17 protein-coding genes are annotated in these 21,772 nt (G+C 42.6%); 3 read left to right on the top strand and 14 right to left on the bottom strand.

Annotation, left to right across the window (positions count from 1 at the left end; translation table 11 throughout):
- Positions 1-397: 397 nt before the first annotated feature.
- Both G4Y78_RS25890 and G4Y78_RS25885 read right to left on the bottom strand, forming a co-directional pair.
- Positions 398-1,891 carry a S8 family peptidase gene (locus G4Y78_RS25890; protein WP_163835856.1) on the bottom strand — a complete coding sequence of 498 codons (1,494 nt, stop codon included), beginning with the start codon at positions 1,889-1,891 and terminating at the stop codon, positions 398-400.
- A gap of 944 nt (positions 1,892-2,835) precedes the next feature.
- The gene (locus G4Y78_RS25885) at positions 2,836-3,114 is read right to left on the bottom strand and encodes a hypothetical protein (RefSeq protein WP_163835854.1); all 279 of its coding nucleotides are present in this window, start codon (positions 3,112-3,114) and stop codon (positions 2,836-2,838) included.
- A gap of 737 nt (positions 3,115-3,851) precedes the next feature.
- Between G4Y78_RS25885 and G4Y78_RS25880 the strand changes: the two genes are divergently transcribed.
- Together G4Y78_RS25880 and G4Y78_RS25875 are read left to right on the top strand one after the other, a co-directional pair.
- Positions 3,852-4,376 (top strand): DUF805 domain-containing protein, encoded by a 525-nt coding sequence (locus tag G4Y78_RS25880; RefSeq protein ID WP_163835853.1) that lies wholly within the window; start codon positions 3,852-3,854, stop codon positions 4,374-4,376.
- 33 nt (positions 4,377-4,409) lie between these two features.
- Positions 4,410-4,850, top strand: a complete 441-nt coding sequence (locus G4Y78_RS25875) for a DUF4124 domain-containing protein (protein WP_163835851.1) — start codon at positions 4,410-4,412, stop codon at positions 4,848-4,850.
- Positions 4,851-4,905: 55 nt separating this feature from the next.
- Here G4Y78_RS25875 and G4Y78_RS25870 read toward each other — a convergent pair whose 3' ends face one another.
- The 5 genes from G4Y78_RS25870 to G4Y78_RS25850 all read right to left on the bottom strand — a co-directional run bounded on the left by G4Y78_RS25870 (position 4,906) and on the right by G4Y78_RS25850 (position 11,628).
- Positions 4,906-5,628 carry a DUF3726 domain-containing protein gene (locus G4Y78_RS25870; protein ID WP_222937584.1) on the bottom strand — a complete coding sequence of 241 codons (723 nt, stop codon included), beginning with the start codon at positions 5,626-5,628 and terminating at the stop codon, positions 4,906-4,908.
- Positions 5,628-7,292, bottom strand: coding sequence for a hypothetical protein (locus G4Y78_RS25865; protein ID WP_222937583.1), 1,665 nt, complete (start codon positions 7,290-7,292; stop codon positions 5,628-5,630). Before G4Y78_RS25865 ends, G4Y78_RS25870 begins: the two co-directional genes overlap by 1 nt.
- A gap of 245 nt (positions 7,293-7,537) precedes the next feature.
- On the bottom strand, positions 7,538-9,097 hold the full coding sequence (locus tag G4Y78_RS25860) for a BCCT family transporter (protein WP_163835849.1): 1,560 nt from the start codon (positions 9,095-9,097) through the stop codon (positions 7,538-7,540).
- A 45-nt stretch (positions 9,098-9,142) separates the two neighbouring features.
- Positions 9,143-10,162: a membrane dipeptidase gene (locus tag G4Y78_RS25855; RefSeq protein WP_163835847.1), complete on the bottom strand. Its 1,020-nt coding sequence runs from the start codon at positions 10,160-10,162 to the stop codon at positions 9,143-9,145.
- Between the two features lie 5 nt (positions 10,163-10,167).
- A complete protein-coding gene (locus G4Y78_RS25850; RefSeq protein WP_163835845.1) occupies positions 10,168-11,628 on the bottom strand; it encodes an aldehyde dehydrogenase family protein in 1,461 nt (486 codons plus the stop codon).
- A 237-nt stretch (positions 11,629-11,865) separates the two neighbouring features.
- Between G4Y78_RS25850 and G4Y78_RS25845 the strand changes: the two genes are divergently transcribed.
- On the top strand, positions 11,866-12,741 hold the full coding sequence (locus G4Y78_RS25845; protein ID WP_163835843.1) for a LysR family transcriptional regulator: 876 nt from the start codon (positions 11,866-11,868) through the stop codon (positions 12,739-12,741).
- A 147-nt stretch (positions 12,742-12,888) separates the two neighbouring features.
- Here the strand turns inward: G4Y78_RS25845 and acs are convergent, their stop codons facing one another.
- From acs to pcnB, 7 genes are all read right to left on the bottom strand, one after another.
- On the bottom strand, positions 12,889-14,826 hold the full coding sequence (acs, locus tag G4Y78_RS25840; RefSeq protein ID WP_163835841.1) for an acetate--CoA ligase: 1,938 nt from the start codon (positions 14,824-14,826) through the stop codon (positions 12,889-12,891).
- 362 nt (positions 14,827-15,188) lie between these two features.
- A complete protein-coding gene (pgi, locus tag G4Y78_RS25835) occupies positions 15,189-16,871 on the bottom strand; it encodes a glucose-6-phosphate isomerase (RefSeq protein ID WP_163835839.1) in 1,683 nt (560 codons plus the stop codon).
- 17 nt (positions 16,872-16,888) lie between these two features.
- Entirely contained in the window at positions 16,889-17,269 is a 381-nt protein-coding gene (panD, locus tag G4Y78_RS25830) for an aspartate 1-decarboxylase (protein ID WP_163835837.1), read from the bottom strand.
- A 16-nt stretch (positions 17,270-17,285) separates the two neighbouring features.
- The gene (panC, locus tag G4Y78_RS25825; RefSeq protein WP_163835834.1) at positions 17,286-18,134 is read right to left on the bottom strand and encodes a pantoate--beta-alanine ligase; all 849 of its coding nucleotides are present in this window, start codon (positions 18,132-18,134) and stop codon (positions 17,286-17,288) included.
- The gene (panB, locus tag G4Y78_RS25820) at positions 18,131-18,928 is read right to left on the bottom strand and encodes a 3-methyl-2-oxobutanoate hydroxymethyltransferase (protein ID WP_163835832.1); all 798 of its coding nucleotides are present in this window, start codon (positions 18,926-18,928) and stop codon (positions 18,131-18,133) included. Before panB ends, panC begins: the two co-directional genes overlap by 4 nt.
- A gap of 77 nt (positions 18,929-19,005) precedes the next feature.
- Entirely contained in the window at positions 19,006-19,521 is a 516-nt protein-coding gene (gene folK, locus G4Y78_RS25815) for a 2-amino-4-hydroxy-6-hydroxymethyldihydropteridine diphosphokinase (RefSeq protein WP_230425647.1), read from the bottom strand.
- Positions 19,518-20,903: a polynucleotide adenylyltransferase PcnB gene (gene pcnB / locus G4Y78_RS25810; protein WP_163835830.1), complete on the bottom strand. Its 1,386-nt coding sequence runs from the start codon at positions 20,901-20,903 to the stop codon at positions 19,518-19,520. The genes folK and pcnB overlap by 4 nt, the downstream gene beginning before the upstream one ends.
- Between the last annotated feature and the right edge of the window lie 869 nt (positions 20,904-21,772).

Raw genomic sequence — 21,772 nt, 5'->3', positions numbered from 1 at the left:
CTTAGCCCTCATGTATTTTTTACATACACTGTGGCTTTCGATAACTGCTCCATACAGTCGTCCATGCGGCGCTAATCTCGTTCTCACGAAAAATTACTATTTTAAGAATAGAGTTTCCTGGACGGAAAAACTGTAGGAGATTTCCTACGACATTTGGTGTATATATCTGATTGAGTGTTTTTGATTTTAGGCTACCATAGCAGCCAGTTTTCTTTACCCGCAGCAACAGGGAAGTTGTGTAGGACGTGGTTTGAAGAAAACGGATTTCTTATGGAGTAGGGTCTGGTAAGATACTCACCCCGCTATATAATAATAGCGGGGTTTTTTTATGCTCTGTATTTTTAACTATGCTATTTTCGCAATAGTTTGTACACAGAGCATTATGTAGCTGATTTGGTTATGGGCACACCCATTTCCAATCCCAAGGATCAAAATAGCAACTGCTACTACCTGTGTCGGGTTCTGTTCCTGTGTCGCTTGTTAAGGATTTGGCTTTTTTCACTGCTTCATAAGCATCAATTATTCCTGCGCCGCAGCCATAGCGATGGCACTTACTGTCGCTGGGGAAGTTTCTGGCTGTATCAGTTAAAATAGACTTCACCTGATTTGGAGTAATATCAGGGTTAACCGAATACATTAATGCCACTACGCCTGCAACATGAGGAGCAGCCATACTGGTTCCTTGATAAAATTCGTAATTATCAAAACCAGGGCCGTCTTCACCACTGTTTAAAGTGGATAAAATACCTTTGGACTTATCTTCCCAAACTAATTCATTGTCACTATTCCGATAATTAGTTTCACCACCGGGTGCTGCAACAGTAACTTGATTACCGTAATTGGAATACCAGGATTTATTACCGTCGCGGTTGGTTGCAGCAACGTTAATAACACCTGGGCAATTTCCAGGAGACGCATTGGAGGCATTCATGCCTTCGTTCCCTGCGGCAACTACCACGGTTACCCCTTTTTCAACAATGTCTTCAATGGTGTAGCGGTAGGTTGAAGAACAGCGCCCATAGCCACCTAAACTTAAATTAATCACTTGTGCTGGGTTGTAATTTGTAGGAACTCCTTGCACTTTAATACCAGCAGCCCAGCGCATGCCATCGGTAATATCAGAGGTGTAACCACCGCATTTTCCCAGTACGCGAACGGGTAGTATTTTTGATTTCCAAGCCACGCCTGATACACCTGTACCATTATTTGAAGTGGCAGCTATAGTCCCTGCTACATGGGTACCATGCCAAGAGCTGGTTGTATCTCTTGAGGGGCTATTAAATCCACAATCTCCAGCGTTAGCGGCATCACCTGGGTCATATTCGTTGCTATCTCTCCCGGTTCCATCATTCGCATTATCACTGTCAGAAATAAAGTCGTAGCCAGATACTAAATTGGCTTTTAAGTCAGTATGGGGGCGAATGCCGGTATCAACAACAGCGATAATTACATCTTTACTGCCAGTCGTAATATTCCAAGCTTTTGGTAAATTAATTCCCCCGACGGAATCATGATAATTCCATTGTTCACTGTAGCGTGAGTCATCAGGAATTTGTTGTTTGGTCATTATGTAGTCTGGTTCAGCATACGCCACGTGACTTTTATCATTTAACTCTTTGGCTATTTTTTCAGCGGTTGCCAAGTCTACAGATTCCCCTATGTGGTAAACTTGAGCTCCAGTGCTGGTACGACGCACATGTTTTAATGACTTGCCTGCAACCATTAATGGCCTGTTCGCGTTAATATCAGCTGCAGCACTGCCACTTCGTTGTACTTTTTTATATTTGACAATAATTCTGTCGGTAGCAGGTGCAATATCAGCCAGGGAGGTTGCACCATAAGTTGCTAATAATGACGCAGAAACAGCAGTAAACAGTTTCTTAGGGTTCATTTACTCACTCCTTATATTATTTTTCTTCAACCTGTGTACCCTTGGCGAATGGCTTTTAGGGGAAATCTGCTACGGCAAGGCTTGTTGCAGCATTTAACGTGCTGGTTAGGGCGCATCCCTCAATAGCTTCATCTAAAAACCTTAAGTCTTGGGTATGAATTTATTGTATTTTTGTTTTATAGGTGGGAAGTAGTACTAACAACATTGAATTAATTCATCTCCCCTGAATACAAATTACGTCGTTTGTATGGCCATCCTGCTACGCAAGTTTACTCTAGAGGCATAAATAGTATTCTTTGTATTCATTATTGTTATTATGATTTGCCCCGAATAAGAGTTAATTAAAAATTGATCGATGTCAAATTATTTTATTGAATATCTTTAGCTAAAATTTGTTATTTGCCGTTCGATTGTATGACATGGTTTATAAGGGTTTTCTAGTCATTTTTTATACTCCAGGTTGGTTGGCTTTATATTAGCTACTGTTGTTTTTGCTTTTGTTATTTTGTTTGCTGCTGTGTTCATAGTAAAGCAAAAGGTGGGCCATAGCCAAAATTAGGAAAAATAATAATTTTTTAGGAGTTGGGTGCATGGTTTTGATGCATGCGCTTTAATTTGGTGGCTCTGTTTTTTATACAAAAGTTGTAGTTTTATTTGGTGGGAGAAGAGTTTTGTTGAAAGGCTGGTGGGTGGCTTTGTCCCGTCAAGCTGTAGGTCTGTAAGATTTTACTGTTGTAAGGATGATAACAAGTTTTTGTATATAACAATATGCTTTTATCGTTTAAATTTTCTGGTCCAAGCTTTTATCAGGTCGCATAAATTTTTCATATGATATAAGAATCTTTGATGCCTGGTAAAATATTTAGTCTAGTTAACGGACTTGCCGCTAAGTAGTTTCATTGAAATAATTCCTACAGCTAAAACTTTTATTAAGCCTGCTTGTTTTAGTTTGGTTTTTTTATTTGATTCTGAACCAGAGTTCTGTTTTTTTTTGTGTTGGTTGCTTTTGGCAAAAAATATTGGCTATTTAAGTTCTCTGCTTGCCAAGAATAGATTGGTTGACGATCAGTGAGTGATAATATAGGTAGCGATGCTGACAAAGTGGTTTTAAATACTTTGGAGTGAAGCGGAGCGATGTTCATTGAGTAAGTAGGCACTGCTTTAACATGAGTTGGCAGTAAAATAATAAAAAATACTGCAACTATAGTATGTAACAGTTTCATAATAAGCTCCTGACCATTTAGAAAAAGAAGCCCTGCATGAGCAGGGCGAAAGTCGTTAGGAAGTAGGTCACTAGATATAGAGCAAGCCTTGTTCCAAATCTGAAAACCGGTTTACTTTTAGCTAGTTAACAAAAATGCTTTGAATAGAATCACTCTTATTGTTAATTAAGTGGACAATAGGGGGAAGGAACATCAATAAATGAAGTGTGCAACTATTTACTTTTTTATTTCGATTTTATTACGAAAAAGTGATTGAAAATAGAAGGTAGCACATGAACTGTCGTACGAATATTGGAATACTGAAAAACTATACATCAAACACTTTATATTAATTTGAACTGGTTATCTTTTCTAAGGAGATTTTTATATTACTCTAGTGATTACTGCTTATAGCGCCTGGTTCTACAAGCAGCTGCTTGAGATGCACTTTCATACTAGTATGTTGTCAGGTGTGTTTTGAAAAAGTTGTTTTGTAGGAAGGATGCTTAAGAAATTAACGGTTGCTTTAAAAGGCTACCGTTGTACTTCCCTAAACCTAGCGTTGATGTTAGCTGTCTCTTTTTAAGAGGCAGCTTTTTTTAGCTTAAAATTTAAGTTTGCAGGTTGTTTATTCTTTTGCTCAACCCACCGTATTAATTTCCATCACTTACCTTGTTCACAAATTGGCTCAAAAACGATCAACATCTGTTTTTTGCTTGCATAAGATAGCTTCTTGTGTATATAGAAGGTGTTTATCGGTGTCATTTAACCCGCAGCCAGTCAAATCACAAGCTGTTACTCAGGAAGCGTCGCGTTACCCACCTGCCAGATGGTTATTCTTGTGTGGGCGGTTAGGGAGAGTCAGGTTCACCTGTTACGTTCTCGCAGTTGTATTGCCTATTATTATTGTATTAGATATTTTGCGGCTACTGGCAAAAACACGTCAGCCTGATTTAATTGATGTGATACCTGCTGTTACACCTTGGATTGTGGTGTCTGTGGCTGCGACGATACTGTTACCTCTCATTATTAGGCGTTTGCATGACTTTGGTTGGTCGGCTTGGTATTGTGCGGGGTTGTTAATCCCCTTTGCTAATTTATTGGTACTAATTCATTTGTTTATTGGTGCAGGGCAACAGCAACCTAATCGTTATGGACCAGCTCCAAAGCCAAACACGCCAATTATCTGGGTGCTATTTGGCTTTTTAATGGGCGTTCCGTTTCTTTATTTCTATAAGATCTTCAAGACTTACCTACTATTTTTGTTAATCGCGATATACTAACGTAACGGTCCAGGTAGGTTATGAGTTAGGTAAATGAAGGTCAGTCAGTTAATTAGTTTAATGCTGTGGTTAGTGGCAGTCCCTGCACTATCAGAAATGTATAAATGGGTGGATAAGCAGGGGAATGTTCATTATAGCGATAAGCCTCCAGCTAATGCGCAGCAAAAATCCGAACAAGTGGAAGTTAAAGTGCAGAATACTGACTTTAACTATCTAGATGCAGAAGCCAAGCGCAAACAGCAACAAATCAGAAGAAACAAGGCTATTCAAAAACAACAACAAAATCGACAGGAAGCTAAGAAAAAAGAGGACCCACGTGAGAAAGCCTGTCAAAATGCCAAGCAACGCTTAAGTAAATTACAGGGAAGAGTGGTATTTGTGGATAAAGATGGCAAAGAACTAAAAGTCACCGAAAAAGAAAGGCAGCAACAAGAGAAACAATTAGCAGAGCAAATTAAAAAGTATTGTAAATAGAATAATAGAGCGAATTTTCCCTATTTTAGACTACCGCAACAGGCTACGGAGGAGGTTAAATAACTCGTTCACCTGCTCCTAATTTAGATTGCTCATTTGTCGCAACCAACATCGCTTTAGCATGTTGCTTTAATGTGTTCCAGTCAGGTTCATTCACCGTAATTCCATTTACCCAGGCGTGCTGCTTAGCGCTATTCAACTGTTCTGCAGTAATATTCTGGTCGTATTCTTCGGGATGGGGTGGCTGAAAAGGTTTTTTGCTAACTTCAATAGTTAGTGAGTGTAAGCAGTCTTTTGGCGTATCAGAAATATAAATCTCTGGTAGCTGGTTACTAGGGGGGATGAGGTACATCACATGTTGTGGATGACTACCATTACTCCATGAGGCTTTAATCGAGAGGCCTTGATTTGACAGGCTATTAAGCGCCCCAAAAGCTAGCCAGCGATTATGGCAATGTTCAATTGATAGTGTGATGCTATTTTTATTTACCAGCTGCTCTTGGGCATAGTCCAGCAAAATAGGCAAATAACCTAAAATACTGCTGTCTCTTAGGTTGGCGACGAGCTGGGATGGCGACGAAGAACCCACCTGGGGAGGTAAATCGCTGTCGTTTTGTAAAAAAGTTAGTGCTTTAACAAAATGTTGAATGCCATTTAATCCTACCATTTCCAAATCAACGACCATGTTGGCAATGATATTTGGCTCACCACAATGACGTTGAAATCCAGAAAACGCTTTTTCACAAAGTGTCACTAACTCATTATGCGAAACTTGCATTATACAATTGCCTCCTCCTTGGCTGGGTCCAATAATGTCGTTGATTGAAATTGATGAGTATTATTTACACCTTCTGTATCAGGTAAAAGGGGAAATAACCACTCGTTTTCATGTAGTTCTTCCAGTAAGGGAGCACCCTGGAACAGGGTGACACGTACCCACCGATCAGACCTTGGGTCAAACTTGGTAGCACCAAGCATAGCAAGCTTGCAGCGCAGTAAATGCATCGGCAGGGCGTCTTTGCTTAATACATTCATTTGAATATCCCCCATAGGACAAAGGCTCATTGTCCACACCCGTCGTGCAATTGAGCGGTATTGGGGGTACTGAAGAAGGAATTCAGAGAGTGATTGAGTTTCAGGCTCATTAAAAAGCGCCTGATGAAAGATATAGACCTGACGGCCTATATCTAGGGGGAGTTCACGCTCTTCGCCGGGCTCTTCGCCACGGACGCCAAGTCTGGGCTCTTCTTTATCTTCTGATCGATACCAGAACCAGTAACAATTTTCAGATTGAGTATAATCAATAGCCAGTGCCCATTGATAATTCTCATTCAGTAGCTGTTGTACATCAGCTACTGTAATCCCTGCTGTTAAAGACAGCGTTTCATCAGCATTCATATTATTTTCGTGCTGATCAACGTGCTCGGGGTAAAGCTCTAATAAGCAGGATAGAATGATTTCCTGGGTTTCCACGCTGTGTTGCTGGCTTTGTTCTATCAGCTGCTCCCATGACCATTGCTGTGAACAAGCATGTTGTATCTGCGTAATAATGGCCTGTATTTCCCCTGCCGACTGTTTATTGAGCTGTTGCTGGTGATCGTCAATGGTTGTCACTTGCTGTAAGTGTGCCGCAGCTCGTCTGAGCAGTAAGCTGATTTGGCTACATTTATCCTCAGTGATGGGATAAGAAACAACGCTTGCTAATGCTTGCTCTCGTACAGATAACCATTGATCAACAATACGGGGGTGGTTGATTAAATAAGGGGCCATGCCTAACCCTGTTGCGTTACCAACGCCTAAATAACGTTGTAATTCGCGGTTTAAATAGACTGCTTTATTGCCACCGCGTTGCTTAGCAAGGTAGTGAATCCAATCAATGCTGAATTGGCGTAGCAAATAAACGGCACACATCTGTGCGCTAAACGAGAGGTTAAAATCAGGATTTTCTTTTAGTAATTCAAAGTCAGCAATGCCAAACTTACCATTACCATAGACGGCTGTGGTACGTAGAATATAGCCAACGGTAGCCAGCACTTGAGGATTGGGCTGCTGACCATTTGCCAGTGAGTCGACAAGGTGCTCAAATACACGAACACTTTTGTTTGCACGAGCCAGTACTAATACTTGGCTAGTATTGCGGCCGGCCTCTTGTAGAGGAACGTTATTACGCAGTTGCTTAAGTTGAGTACTGCTAATGCTTCCTTTAACAAAGGCAAAGGTAACATCCCACTTTTCTGCAATTACTCGATCATTGCGCTCTTCATTACTGATTTCATCGCAAAAAAAAACGAGATGGTAATGGTGGTTAGGTGTGTTCAGCCGATAAATAGCAGTACCAAAGCCCTGTGCTGACATATTCCAAAGAGATAAGTCAGTTGTCCACTGTTGCCTAGTCATACGACGAATTAAACTGCGAACAAAGCTTAAACGACTTTGGTGCATTGCACCTAACCTGCTGGGGTTCATCACAGTATTGGGATGTCGGAATGGAGAACGATTCTTGGTACAAAGACGTGCATCCATATTGTTCACTCATTATTGTTATTAAGAGCAGCCATCAGACATTTGGCCGCTCACCTTTTTTGATTGTTGTTAGTTGCTTTTGTTAGACGTTTTATCAGTTTTTATAAATTGTTTTTATCTGTTTTTTAATTTTTAATTAGTAGCTGTACTGAATTGATCTGAACTTATAAACCTTGTGCTTTTGCCATTTTCATTGCTAGCTGCGGTGCATTCCAAAGTGAGGGTAGTAAAATTAATGACACTGGTACGGCAGTAATCACAATAAATGATTGCAATGCAGATACACCGCCAGAGCCGAGAGAGATTAGCATGATGGCAGTAACACCCATCATTACCCCCCAGAAGGTTCTAATAAATGCATTGGGCTCTGTTTTTCCACTAATTACCATACTAATGGTGTAAGTCATTGAGTCGCCGGTAGTAACAATAAATATTGAAGTCAGCACCAAAAACAAAATAGAGGTTAATAAGGGCAGAGGGAGTTGTTGGGTAATGGCCAGCAATGATGCAGGTAAATTAAATCCTTCAAATGCTTTGCTCACAGAACCAGGGTCTGCAATCTCAAAGGCTAATCCGGAGCCTCCCACAATGGTAAACCAAAAACAGGTGATCAGCGGTGCGGTTACTGCAACAGCCAATATCAGTTGACGAATTGTGCGCCCACGAGAGATACGGGAAATAAATATTGCCATCATAGGGCCATACCCCAGAAACCAGCCCCAGAAAAAGACAGTCCACCAGCTGAGCCAACCTTCGTCACCCCGGTAAGTAGCCATGGGGATGAACTTATCCAGCATGGTGCCTACCCCTTGCAAGTAGCTATTGATGATAAAATTCGTTGGGCCAACGATCAGAATGTAAACCATTAAACCAACAGCAAGGATAATGTTGTAACGACTGAGGATTTGGATGCCACGATTCAGTCCGCTGAGGGCAGACAAGGTATACATAGCAATAGCGAGCACAATAATGATGAATTGCGTGGTAAAGCTATCAGGCAAATTAAATAAGGCATTTAATGCATAACTTATTTGCAGCCCAAGAAATCCAATAGGGCCAATGGTGCCGGCAGCCACAGCAACAATACAACAGGCATCAATTGTTGCTCCTATCATTCCTTTTAGTGCACGCTCACCCAGTATGGGGTAAAGCAAAGTGCGTGGCTTTAGTGGCAAGCCTTTATCATAGTGCAGATGGGTTAACACAATAGCCGTGAGGGTGCCTAAAATAGCCCAGGCGAGAAACCCCCAATGCATAAAAGACTGTGACAGTGCATTGATTGCCGTTTGAGTTGTATTTTCTTGCGATCCATACAAAGGTGGAGGAGAAACAAAGTGTGCGATGGGTTCAGCGGCTGCCCAGAATACGCCACCACCGGCAAGCAAAGTACAAAGAATAATGGATAGCCACTGAAAACTGCTCATTTCTGGCTTGTCAAGATTGCCCAGTTTGACATGGCCTGTTCTGCCAACAGCTAAGCACAGACCAATCAAAAAGGTCAGTAGCAGCAGCATTTGCCAGTAAGGGCCAAATACTTTAACCGACCAGGCAAACCCTGCATTGACAACATTGGATAGAAGCTTGTCATCATAAAGGGCAAGCCCAACAAACAAGGCAATAAAGCCACCACTTAGCCATAGGGCCGGGTTGTCTAGTTCTAGCTTTGCTGTGGGTTGTTGGGTATTAATATGCTCCGTGTTAGCAGCATCAAGTATTTCAGACATTCTATGCCTCCCGGCACTATCAGGTTGGCGCGTGATGGTACTTCATTACTTGTAAACTTGCTGGTTTTCAGGTGATAAACCAGCTTTAAGGAAGCTGAACCAGTTGCCACCCATAATTTGGCCGACTTCTAATGTGTTGAACCCTTGCTGGAATAAGCCGTTATAAATATTTTCCATCCCAGTGCTGTCACAAAACCACGAAAGAGCATCTGGCCAGCTGGCATTACTGGCTGAGCCTTCGCCATAGTCCATGGCTTTTGACCAGCGACCATTGCGCATCCATTCTAGTACCGTTTGTGGTTGGTTAAGACACAGGTCGCTGCCTATACCCAAATGTTCTACCCCAACTAGATCAGCAGAGGCTGCGACCATCTGACAGAACTCTTCCAGTGTGCATTGGCTGCTATTTGGTAAATGGAAGGGGTAGAGGCTAAACCCAATTAGCCCCCCTCGGCTGGTTAGCGCTTTCATGAGAGCGGTTGATTTGTTACGCAATGCATGATGAGCAAAGCTGGGGTTTGCATGGCTGATGCAGATCGGGCGACCTGACAGGTCAATCGTTTCTAAGGTAGAACGTTCTGCACTGTGGGACATGTCGATAATCATGCCCACCCGGTTCATCTCCGCGATCACCTGCTTACCAAAGCGGGTGACTCCACTGTCTTGCTGCTCATAGCAACCGGTGGCCAGTAGGCTTTGGTTGTTATAAGTCAGTTGCATGATCAGCAGCCCCTGCTTGCGCATGACTTCCACCAGGCCAATATCATCTTCAATTGGACTGCAGTTTTGAGCACCAAAGAAGATACCGACTTTGCCTGTCACCTTAGCTGTTTCCACGTCTGCCATGTTCATCACAGGCATAATCAAATCGCTGTTTTGCTCAAAGCGCTGATTCCACTCAGCAAAGCGTGACAAGGTTTCTCGAGCTGCTTCGTGATACACCAAGGTAGCGTGAACAGCTGTGATGCCACTGGCTTTCAAGGTTTCAAAGTAAGCACGATCCCAACGACAGTACTGTAAGCCATCGATAATGATCTGGTTTTGGTATGTTTGCGGCTGACTCATAGTGGTTAATAAGCTCGCTGATACGCAGTTTTCACAACGGTATAAAACTCTTTTGCATACTGACCTTGCTCTCGCGGGCCAAAGCTTGACTGCTTACGGCCACCAAAAGGCACATGGTAATCAGTACCTGCAGTAGGTAGGTTCACCATGACACAGCCGGTCTGTGCTTGTTGCTTGAACAATGCACTGGTGCGAAGGCTCTGAGTAACAATACCTGCAGTTAGACCAAAACGGGTGTCATTTACCGTGGCGATGGCTTCATCCAGGTCACTAGCCTTAATTACACAAGCCATGGGCGCAAAGATTTCTTCCTGGTTAACATCCCACTGATTCTGAGTATTAAGAAATAAGGTTGGAGACATGTAATAGCCCTCATGAGCCATTGAAAGCTTGTTGCCACCAAAGGCCAATTCGCCACCATGGGCTTGGGCTTTTTCAATCCAGCTCAGGTTAGATGCCAACTGTTTGTTATCAACAACAGGTCCTATAAACACACCTTCTTCCAATGCATGACCAACTTTTAATTGCCCCATGCGCTTAATTAAGGCATCTACATAGGCATCATGAATGTTCTCCAGGACTACCAGACGTGAAGATGCTGTGCACTTTTGGCCTGCACCAGAGAAAGCCCCCATAATTGAGGCTTCTACTGCTGTGTGGATATCAGCATCCTCGGCAATCACTAATGCGTTTTTACTGCCCATTTCCAGCTGGCAACGAACAAAATTAGGCGCGGTAGCGGCCGCCACCTGACGACCGACATCAACTGAGCCAGTAAAACTGACGGCATCGATTTGATCAGAATGGATCAAGGTATTGCCTACTTCAGCACCGCTACCCAATACCAGGTTAAAAGTGCCGGCAGGCAAGCCTTGTCGGTGAATGATTTCAGTTAAAGCCACGGCACTGGATGGGGTTAAATTCGCGGGCTTCCAAATTACACTGTTACCAAATGCCAGGGCGGGGGCTATCTTCCAGGCAGCAGTGGCAGTAGGAAAATTCCATGGTGAAATAATGGCCACCACACCCACAGCCTCACGAGTGATTTCAATCGAAACACCAGGGCGGATAGAGTCAGCGATATCTCCTATTTGTCGTAGCACTTCGGCAGCGTAATATTGGAAGAACTGGCCAGCTCGGTAAATTTCACCTCGTCCTTCAGTAAAAGGTTTGCCTTCTTCGCTGGATAACAACTTACCTAGATCATCGCAGCGTGCTATTAACTCATCACCAATCGCTTGCAGGACTTTTTGTTTTTGCTCTAACGACGTTTTTTCCCATGCTGGTTGTGCAAATTTGGCGGCCTCAATAGCTTGTTGTACTTGCTGCTGGCTGGCTTGGGCAAAATCACCTAAATGCTGAGAAATATCGGATGGATTAATATTTTTGAGGGTAGAGGTTCCAGGCAGCCATTCCCCAGCAATATATAGTGCTTTCTCTGCTACAACTTCAGCTACAACAGTCATAAATAATCCTTTAATTACTTATTATTTATTGGCTTTTTAATATTGTTATATATGCGACGAGCTAAACCAAATCTGATAATGCCCACAAAAGACTGGTCAGTCGAATGGTTTGTTTTTGACAAATGATAAGATTTATTTATCAATCAGCTGGATAATAGGTATGAATGCTAAGGCGTTATTTCACATATTTTTTCTAAGTAAGTAACTCTGTATGAGTAAGTAGAGTCAGTAAAAGCAATGGATATAAAACTACAGCAGCTGAAGCACTTTTTACTGGTTGTGGAAAAGGGAGGATTTCGAGCAGCATCTGCTAAAGCCAATCGCTCACAAGCAGCGCTATCATCTTCAGTAAAAGAGCTGGAAAAAAATCTTGGACAAGCCTTGTTTGAAGTAGGGCATAAGGCCAAATTAACGCCTTTTGGGGAATTTTGTCTGCCTAAAATCAATCACTTTGTTAATCATTATCAGATATTGAAAATGGATTTAAGAGCTGCGGCAGCAGGGCAACGAGGTAAATTGGGGATTGCTTGTGTACCTTCAGTGGCAGCCAAACTGATACCAGGAATATTAGCAACATTTACGAAAAATTATCCTGAAGTAGAAGTATCACTAATTGATGATAATGCAGCGGGTGTAGAAGCCAGACTATTGGCAGGTGAAGTAGACTTGGCATTAGGTAATTGTTTGCATATCAATGATGAGCGTATCGCATTTACTCCTTTATTTTCAGACCCGTTAGGGGTGGTTTGCCTAAGTAATCATCCATTAGCCGAGTGGGGTGAGGGAGTTAACTGGCAACAAGTTTTGTCTTATCCGTTTATAAATAATGGTACCTGCGAGTTATTAAGTCATACGCCTGCTTTGGTATTAGCTGAAAAAGCCATTTATTCAGTCAAAAATATTGTTTCATTATTTTCTGTATTAGCTCAGGGGATAGGGGTGACGACACTTCCCAAGTTAGCATTTCCTGATGACTCAACCAGCCTGGTGTGGCTGCCGTTAAAGGATCCTGTTGTGGAGCGGCAAATTGGTATTTTTCGACTACGGGATCGTCCTATTTCACTAGAGGCAAATGCTTTTTTTGAGTTATGTTTAAAAGAGCTTAATGAATAAGCCTATACCCGTCGCGAATCATTTTTAGGTTTTGTTATCTTCATTCCTAATCACCAAGGATGGTGGAATGCAGTTAATGCTACTATTGCTAGCCTCACAGTTGTAGGCTAGCCCTAAAAACCCTTCGCATTGGGTATACATTAGAAATTAAGTATTTTTCCTGTCCTTAATTAACGCATCCACTACTGAAGGATCAGCCAGGGTGCTAGTGTCACCTAGATTTTCTAGCTCATTGCCTGCTATTTTGCGAAGTATCCGGCGCATGATTTTGCCTGAACGGGTTTTTGGTAGTCCAGTCGTCCACTGAATCAGGTCAGGCTTGGCAATTGCACCAATTTCTTTTGTCACAAAATCAGCTAGTTCTTTTTCCAGTTGTTCGGAAGGAGACACATCATGCATTGGCATAACATAAGCGTAAATTCCCTGACCTTTAATAGGATGTTCGTATCCCACCACAGCAGCTTCTGCTACTGTTTCATGAAGCACTAAAGCGCTTTCTATCTCGGCTGTACCTAGCCGGTGACCAGAAACATTCAGTACATCATCCACTCGGCCGGTGATCCAGTAATAACCATCTTCATCACGGCGGGCGCCATCTCCAGTAAAGTACATACCAGGATAGGCTGAGTAATAAGTTTCAAAACAGCGTTGATGATCACCGTATACAGTGCGGATTTGGCTGGGCCAGCTCCCTATAATGACCAAATTACCTGAACCAGCTCCTTCGATAAGTTTGCCATCATTATCTACCAGTGCTGGTTTTACCCCAAAGAATGGGCGGGTAGCTGAGCCTGGCTTTAAATCAGTTGCACCCGGTAAAGGGGTAATAAGAATAGAGCCAGTTTCCGTTTGCCACCAGGTATCCACAATTGGGCAGCGGGTTTCACCTACCACATTGTAATACCACTCCCAGGCTTCCGGGTTAATAGGCTCACCCACGGTACCAAGAATTCTAATGGAGTTGCGTTTAGAGCTGGTGACATAAGTATTGCCTTTTGCCATTAAGGCACGAATAGCGGTAGGTGCCGTATAAAAAATGTTTACCTGATGTTTATCAACAACTTCCCAACAGCGTGAGGCGGTGGGATAAGTCGGTACCCCTTCAAACATTAGGGTAGTTGCACCGTTCGCTAAAGGTCCATAGACAATATAAGAGTGGCCTGTTACCCAGCCGACATCTGCTGTACACCAGTAAGTTTCACCGGGCTGATAGTCAAATACATATTTATAACTCATGGCTGCCTGTAAAATGTAGCCGCCTGTTGTATGTAGAACGCCTTTAGGCTTTCCGGTAGAGCCAGAGGTATATAAAATAAATAATGGGTCTTCAGCATCCATTATCTCTGGTGGGCAAGATGACGCTACATGGTCACTTAGTTCGTGGTACCAGATGTCTCGTTTATCATGCCAGTCAATCTTTCCACCCGTATGTTTAACTACTACTACCGTATTTACGCTAGGGCAGTGCTCTAAGGCGGTATCAGTATTTTGTTTTAATGGAATGGTTTTGCCACCACGCACACCTTCATCGGCAGTAATAACTGTTTGGCAATCAGCATCAAGAACGCGGTCTTTTAAAGATTCTGGTGAAAAGCCACCAAACACCACAGAGTGGATAGCACCAATTCGAGTACAAGCCAGCATGGCGTAAGCAACTTCAGGAATCATTGGCATATAAATACATACCCGGTCGCCTTTTTTAACGCCACGCTCTTTTAATACATTGGCAAATCGGCAAACATTTTCATATAGCTCTTGATAGGTAATTTTCTTGTCATCTTTTGGGTCATCACCTTCCCAAATAATAGCAATATCATTAGCTTTTTCTGGTAGGTGGCGATCAATGCAGTTGTAACTTACATTTAACTTTCCGCCGATAAACCAAGCTGCTTTACCTTCGTTGAAGTCGCTTTCGTGTACTTTTTCCCAAGGAGTAAACCAGGTTAAAAATTTTTCAGCCTGCTCAGCCCAAAAAGTTTCTGGCTGCTCAATAGAGGCTTGGTACATTTGCAGATATTGCTCATTGGTAATATGAGTATGAGCTTTTATTGAGCCCTTAACCTTGTGGTTTTTAATTTGGTACATAACGCAGTAATCCTTGTTGTTATTTTTTATAGACCTAATGTATTAGGTAAGTGCTAGTTATAATTGTTAGTCTAATATGCTAGCTAGTATATCCATAAACGGGAGCTATTATCACTTTCCTGTGCATTGTGTTGGGTGCAAAAGTTGAGTAGTAGGGGATGGCTTTTCAGTGTAGTGAGAGAAAAACTTGCAACCCCCTAAGGGGCGCAAAAGTCATTTTTAGCTCTTGATGGGCTGTGAAACTTTAATTGATACTAAAGTGCTGCTGGAATCAGGGATGGCACTTCAAGAGCAGCGAAAGAGGCTCCTGTTCTTCCATATCAGACACTCAGTTTACTTTCTGCTCCCTGATGTTGCTTAGCCTATTGCTTCTGATTAACTTCCCTAAACAGCGAAATCAATCCATTTGTGGAGCTATCCTGATCAAGGACGCTATCAGCATTTTTTAATTTAGGAAATAAGGTGTTGCCTAATTGCTTGCCTAATTCCACACCCCATTGATCGAAAGAATTAACCTGCCACAACACACCTTGAGTAAATACTTTGTGCTCATATAAAGCAACCAAAGCACCTAGGGTTTCAGGTGTCACTTTCGACATTAAAATCGTGTTGCTGGGGCGGTTTCCTGGAATTACTCTATGAGGGGCCAGTCTTTCAATTTCTTCAGTGCTTAAGCCTTGCTCGGCTAATTCAGCTTTGGCCTCATCCAACGTTTTACCAGCCATTAGTGCCTGGCTTTGACTTAATGCATTGGCAAATAGCCAAGGGTGGTGGTCGCCAGTATCGTTATGACTTTGGGCAGGTACCACAAAATCCACGGGGATTAGCTGGGTGCCTTGATGAAGTAGTTGATGGTAAGCATGTTGGCCGTTGGTGCCAGTGTCACCCCAAATGACAGGGCCGGAGCTATAAGACAGTACTTCCCCATTATGATTAACTGACTTACCGTTACTTTCCATATCTACCTGTTGCAAATGGTTGGGTAACTCGCTGAGATACTGGTCGTAAGGTAATACAGCATGTGCGGTAGCACCATGATAATTGTGGTACCACACGCCAATCAAGCCTAATAAAGCAGGCATGTTTTCGGTGATAGGGGCAGTACGGAAATGCTCATCCATTTGATAAGCACCTTTTAGTAAGGCTTTGAAATTATCAAAACCTAGAGTAAGCGCAATGGGTAAACCGATGGCAGACCAAAGTGAATAGCGGCCACCCACCCAATCCCACATTGGGTAAATATTGTCGGGGTGAATACCAAACTCGACGGCTTTATCCACATTGCTGGAAACCGCTAAAAAGTGTTTGGCAATATCTTCAGCTTTAGCACCTTGATCCAGCATCCATTGACGACAGGTTTCGGCATTGAGCTTGGTTTCTATGGTGGAAAAGGATTTGGAAGCAACTATAAATAAACTGGTTTCTGGGTCAATTTTTTTAAATGCTTCAGCAACATCGTTAGGGTCAATATTAGCGATATAATGATGCTTAATATCAGGTTTAATATAGGGAGTAAGCCCTTCAATGATCATTTTGGGGCCTAAGAATGAGCCGCCAATTCCAATATTGATAATATGCTTAATTGGCTTGCCAGTGTAACCGCGCCATTTGCCAGCATGTACCTGCTGGGTTAGTTTTTCAATTTTAGCTAAAGTGGCTTTAATTTCAGGCATTACATTCTGGCCATCAACCAAAATAGCTTCATCATCTTGTTTGCGTAATGCCATATGTAAAGCAGGGCGTTGCTCAGTATGGTTGACTTTTTCCCCTTGGAATAAGCGCTTGATGGCTTCAGGTAATTTAGCTTCTTCTGCCAATTTGCTCAGTAATTGCAGGGTTTGTGGGGTAATTAGGTTTTTAGAGTAATCTAAAAACAGCCCAGCAGCTTTTAGTGAAAACTGCTCAAACCGTTTACTGTCTTCAGCAAATAATGCTTTTAAGTTGGTTTTATCAATAGCTTGTTTTTGCTGTAACAAAGCATCAGATGATGAGTATTGGCTAAGGGGAGTGATGCCATTTATTGTGCGATTACTCTGGTTAAGCATATCTATTTGTCCCTTAATTATGCCAGTTGCACAGGAATATCATTAGCTGTGTGGCTGACTTCATTACCTTCAGCCAAATAAATTAAAGCAGGCTTGAAGTTTTCCAGTTCATGGGCTTCAAAATTAGCGTAAGCACAAATAATTACCCGGTCACCAACACTGGCTTTATGGGCTGCTGCCCCATTAACAGAGATAATTTTTGAGCCTTCTTCACCGCGAATAGCATAAGTGGTAAAACGCTCGCCGTTTGCCAGGTTGTAAATCTGAATTTGTTCGTATTCGCGGATACCTGCCATATCCAGCAGCTCGCCATCGATTGCACATGAACCTTCGTATTCTAGTACGGCATGAGTAACACGAGCCTGATGAAGCTTAGCTTTTAGCATTATAGATTGCATGGAAATAGGTCCTAAGTTAGTTGATGTCTACTTGAATATTGTCAATTAAGCGGGCTTTACCCAAGTAAGCAGCTGCTAAAATAACCAGGGATTTATCTTGCTGGGTAGCTGGTAGTAGGGTTTCACGGTTGCATATATCAAGATAATCAGGCTTAAACCCAGCTTTCGCTAAACAGGCGATACCATCACGCAGGACATGATCATAAGGCCTGCCAGCTAGTATCTCTTGTTTGGCATTTTCCAGCATTTGATTTAAAGCTGGGGCAATGGATAATTCTTCTGCAGTAAGGTAGCCATTTCGAGAACTTAAAGCCAAGCCTGCTTCATTGCGAGCAATAGGAGCACCAACAATTTTAACCGGCATACATAGGTCGTTGACCATGCTGCGGATAACTGCTAATTGTTGAAAGTCTTTTTCTCCAAATATGGCTGCTTCGGGTTGCACGATATTAAATAATTTACAAACAATCGTCGCGACACCAGTGAAATGGCTTGGGCGGCTTTTACCGCAATGTAAATTCGATAAATGGGCTACGGCAACTGAAGTGTGATGCTCCATCCCATGGGGATAAATTTCGTTGCTGGAAGGTGCGAATAATAAATCAACAGCTTGCTCTTTTAATTGTGCTTGATCTTCCGCCAGGGTTTTGGGGTAGGACTCTAAATCTTCATTAGCACCAAACTGTAGAGGGTTAACATAAATACTAACAATCACCACATCAGCTTGCTCTTGGGCCTTATGAATTAACGATAAATGCCCATCATGCAGGTTGCCCATGGTAGGTACAAAGCCGATGGTTTTACCAGTTGCTTTGGCCTCTCTTACATAGGCTTGTACATCATTAATGCTATAAACGGTTTTCATGCTTTAAACTCATGTTCTGCTGCGGGAAATGTACGGCTTTTGACGGCAGTGACATAGTTTTCGATGGCAGCCTGAATAGAGTCAGCATCTGCCATAAAGTTTTTCACAAATCTAGGAGATTTGCCTGGGGATATGCCTAACATATCGTGCAAAACTAATACTTGCCCATCAGTGGCAGCGCCTGCACCAATACCTATAACAGGAACAGAAACTGACTCGGTAATTGCTTGAGCAAGTGTGCTGGGAACGCATTCCAGTAAGAGTATTGAAGCACCCTCTTGCTCAAGGGCTTTGGCATCTTCAAGCATGGCTTTGGCTGCTTGCTCTTCTCGGCCTTGTACTTTGTAGCCGCCAAAAACATTGACTGACTGGGGGGTTAAACCAAGGTGCACGCAGCTGGGTATACCATTACGAGTTAACTGTTGTACAGTGTCACACAGCCATTTGCCACCTTCTAATTTAACTACCTGGGCGCCAGCACGCATTAATTTCGCAGCATTTTTCAGAGCACTGGCTGGTTGATCAAAAGTCATAAAAGGCAAGTCAGAAACAATCAAAGAGCCTTGGTTACCTTTTGCTACACATCGGGTGTGATAGCACATGTCGTCTATGGTAGCGGGTAAGGTAGAGTCATTACCTTGTAAAACCATGCCCAGTGAATCACCCACTAAAATAACTTCTACGCCAGCAGTGCTAACAACATGAGCAAAGGTTGCATCGTAAGTGGTTAACGTCGCAAACTTTTCCCTGCTTTGCTTAATTTTATTTAGTGTGGTTAGGGTGATATTGGCCATAACAAACTCACAGACTTTTACAGAAATTTGGCTGGATTATACGAAAAGCAATTAGGAATCTCACTGCAGCTTGAGAACTAGTCAGTCAACGTTACGCCTTCTAATTGGTTAATGCCATCACTGGAGCAGTGGCTAGCCAAATCTTTGATTGACGTACCTGTGGGTAATACTAATGTTGGGGCAATATCGTGCAAGGGCAATAGCACAAAATTGCGTACAGTAAGTTGGTAGTGAGGAACTATTAATCGCTCTGAGTTAATAGTTTCATCGCCATACAACAGTATGTCGATATCTAAGGTGCGAGGCCCCCAACGAATATCTCGCACTCGGCCTTGTTCTTTTTCAATTGCTTGGGTGTGGTCTAATAAATCTAGCGCTGCAAATTGAGTATCAATAGCAACAACTGCATTTAAGTAATCTGGCTGGCCTTCAGGTCCAACTGGTGCACTTTGATAAATAGGCGATATAGAAGCCAGCTTGGTTGATGGCATCTGTTTAATAGCGCTAACAGCTGCAGCTAACTGTTGAAGTGGGCTGGACAGGTTGCTGCCAAGCCCAAGATAGCAACGGATGTAAGTGCCGTTCTTGATCACTGCTCATTCTCACTTGGTTTTCGACGATGATGGCGACGTGGTTTTCTGGATTTTTTGTATTTGCCACTTTGAAGTGCCTTAACCATTTGGCGACGAACAAATTCATCGGCTACCTGATAATCAGTCCACCACTGCCCTAATCCACCTAAGTCTTCGCCAGCCTGCTCTCTTAACAATAAAAAGTCGTAAGCTGCTCGGAATCTTGGATGATTAAGAGTTTGATCAGCTTTTTTACCAAAACGTCGGGTGAGGCGATATTGCAGTTCCCAGATTTCCCGCATGGGTATAGCAAATCGTTTGGGTATAGAAGTCCGCTGGTTTTGGTTTTCAATGGCCGTCATTGCTCCCCGGTTTAATGCAGGTAGCTTGGGTACATCCTGCTCTTCAATTTGTCGAGTGTAAGCAAGGGTGGAGTACCATAAAAATACTGCATACAAAAATGCAGGAGTTAGGCTTTTGCCTTGTCTGACACGCTTATCGCTATTGACCAGTGCTGCATGAATAAAGCGTGCGTAAAACCCATCTTGTTCGTTAATTGCAGCAGCTGTTGCTGGCAGTAACTGCTCCAATAAACCAAAGTCCTGTAACAGTTGGAATGAAGCTTCTGCATGGCCATTTAAAAATAGCTTGAGTACTTCATCAAAAAGCCTGGCAGATGGAATATTTTGTAAAAGGTGGCCTAGCTGATAAATTGGTTTGGCAGTGCTTTTTTCGACGGTAAAGCCCAGTTTGGCTGCAAACCGCACTGCTCGTAGCATTCGCACAGGGTCTTCCCGGTAACGTTGCTCTGGGTTGCCAATCAGTCGAATCAGCCGGTTATCAATGTCTTGCAAACCACCTGCATAATCTTTGACGGCAAAATCACTAAGCCGGTAATAAAGTGCATTGATGGTAAAGTCACGACGAGAGGCGTCATCTTGAATAGTGCCGTAGACATTGTCACGCAGAATTTGCCCATCATCAGAGTGGTGGGAATGATTACCGTCACCATGACTGTCTTGAGAGTGGTGGGCTCTAAAGGTAGCCACTTCTATTACTTCGCGGCCAAACTGTACATGCACCAGCTTAAAACGACGCCCAATTAGCCGGGAATTACGAAATAATGAGCGTACCTCTTCTGGTTTTGCACTAGTGGCAACATCAAAGTCTTTCGGCCTACCACCGACTAAAATATCGCGGATACAACCGCCCACTAGGTAAGCCTGATGACCATGATCTTCAAGGCGTCGCAATACCTTCAGCGCATTTGGGCTTAGCAGTTTGCGAGATACTTGGTGCTGATCTCGGGAAATAATTGTCACATCACCAACTGATGCTTGTTGCTGTTTGCCGGATAGCCGACTGAACAAATTTTGTAGCCAGCCTAACCGCTTCTTTAGCATAGTAATAATCGAAACTTAGCTTTATCAATCTTAGTTCTACTAGAGTCTGTTAATAGACCCTAAACCAAAGGGCAGTGTTTGTGCACTCCCAATTACAAGGCTTCAATGAATAGCCCTGAAAGAGCTGGCTATAATAATCACTGCTAAGCCTAGATGCCAGTCTGGATATTTCATTAGCTTGTGGAAAAATTAGTGGAAGGATGAGGGAAGATAGTTTCTCAGACTATAAACAGCAAAAAGGAGGGCATGCCCTCCTAACGAAAAGTTGCTTTGGTAATATTATTCTTATTATATGCTTGGATGGAGAGTTGGTTATATAACCCTCTCTGGAACCAAATTTGGGTCCGTAAACAACAAACGGATTCCTTTGGAAGCTGGGTGTGGCAGTGGTGAGCGTACACCTTGGTGTTCAATAAATAAGCTCGCCCTTTTAAGGTTCTTGACTTACTTACCTGCTTTCTAACGAAAGCCACTCATGTTGGCCACTAAAAAGGCCCCTCTCCAAAAAAATCAATTTGTCGACTCCAGTTATTGTTTTTATTGGTGGAGTAATCGTTATTCTTATTATTAGTAAGCATTCTTATTATTGTTGTTGTTGTACGCAATAAATAGCATTTGCTGTGCCAAGAAAAAATAAGTCTTTAAAATCAATGAGTTAAAATTTGAGGCGATATTGGCCGCACTTTTGTACGTATAAATACCTAAAAAGTGTTACCCGATCTGAGGTGTTTTCACTGCATAGTGTTACTGTCTTCCCATTGCGGTAACACTTTGACCTAATGGACAGAATTAATATAGCTTTTATAGATTAAAATATAGACTACTTTGTGGAGTGCTGTGGAATAAATTTGCCACAGAGAGGCAAATTT

Origin of the sequence: Spartinivicinus ruber (genome assembly GCF_011009015.1) — a bacterium.
Taxonomy (GTDB): Bacteria; Pseudomonadota; Gammaproteobacteria; order Pseudomonadales; family Zooshikellaceae; genus Spartinivicinus; species Spartinivicinus ruber.
This window is presented reverse-complemented; position numbering and strand designations above follow the sequence as displayed.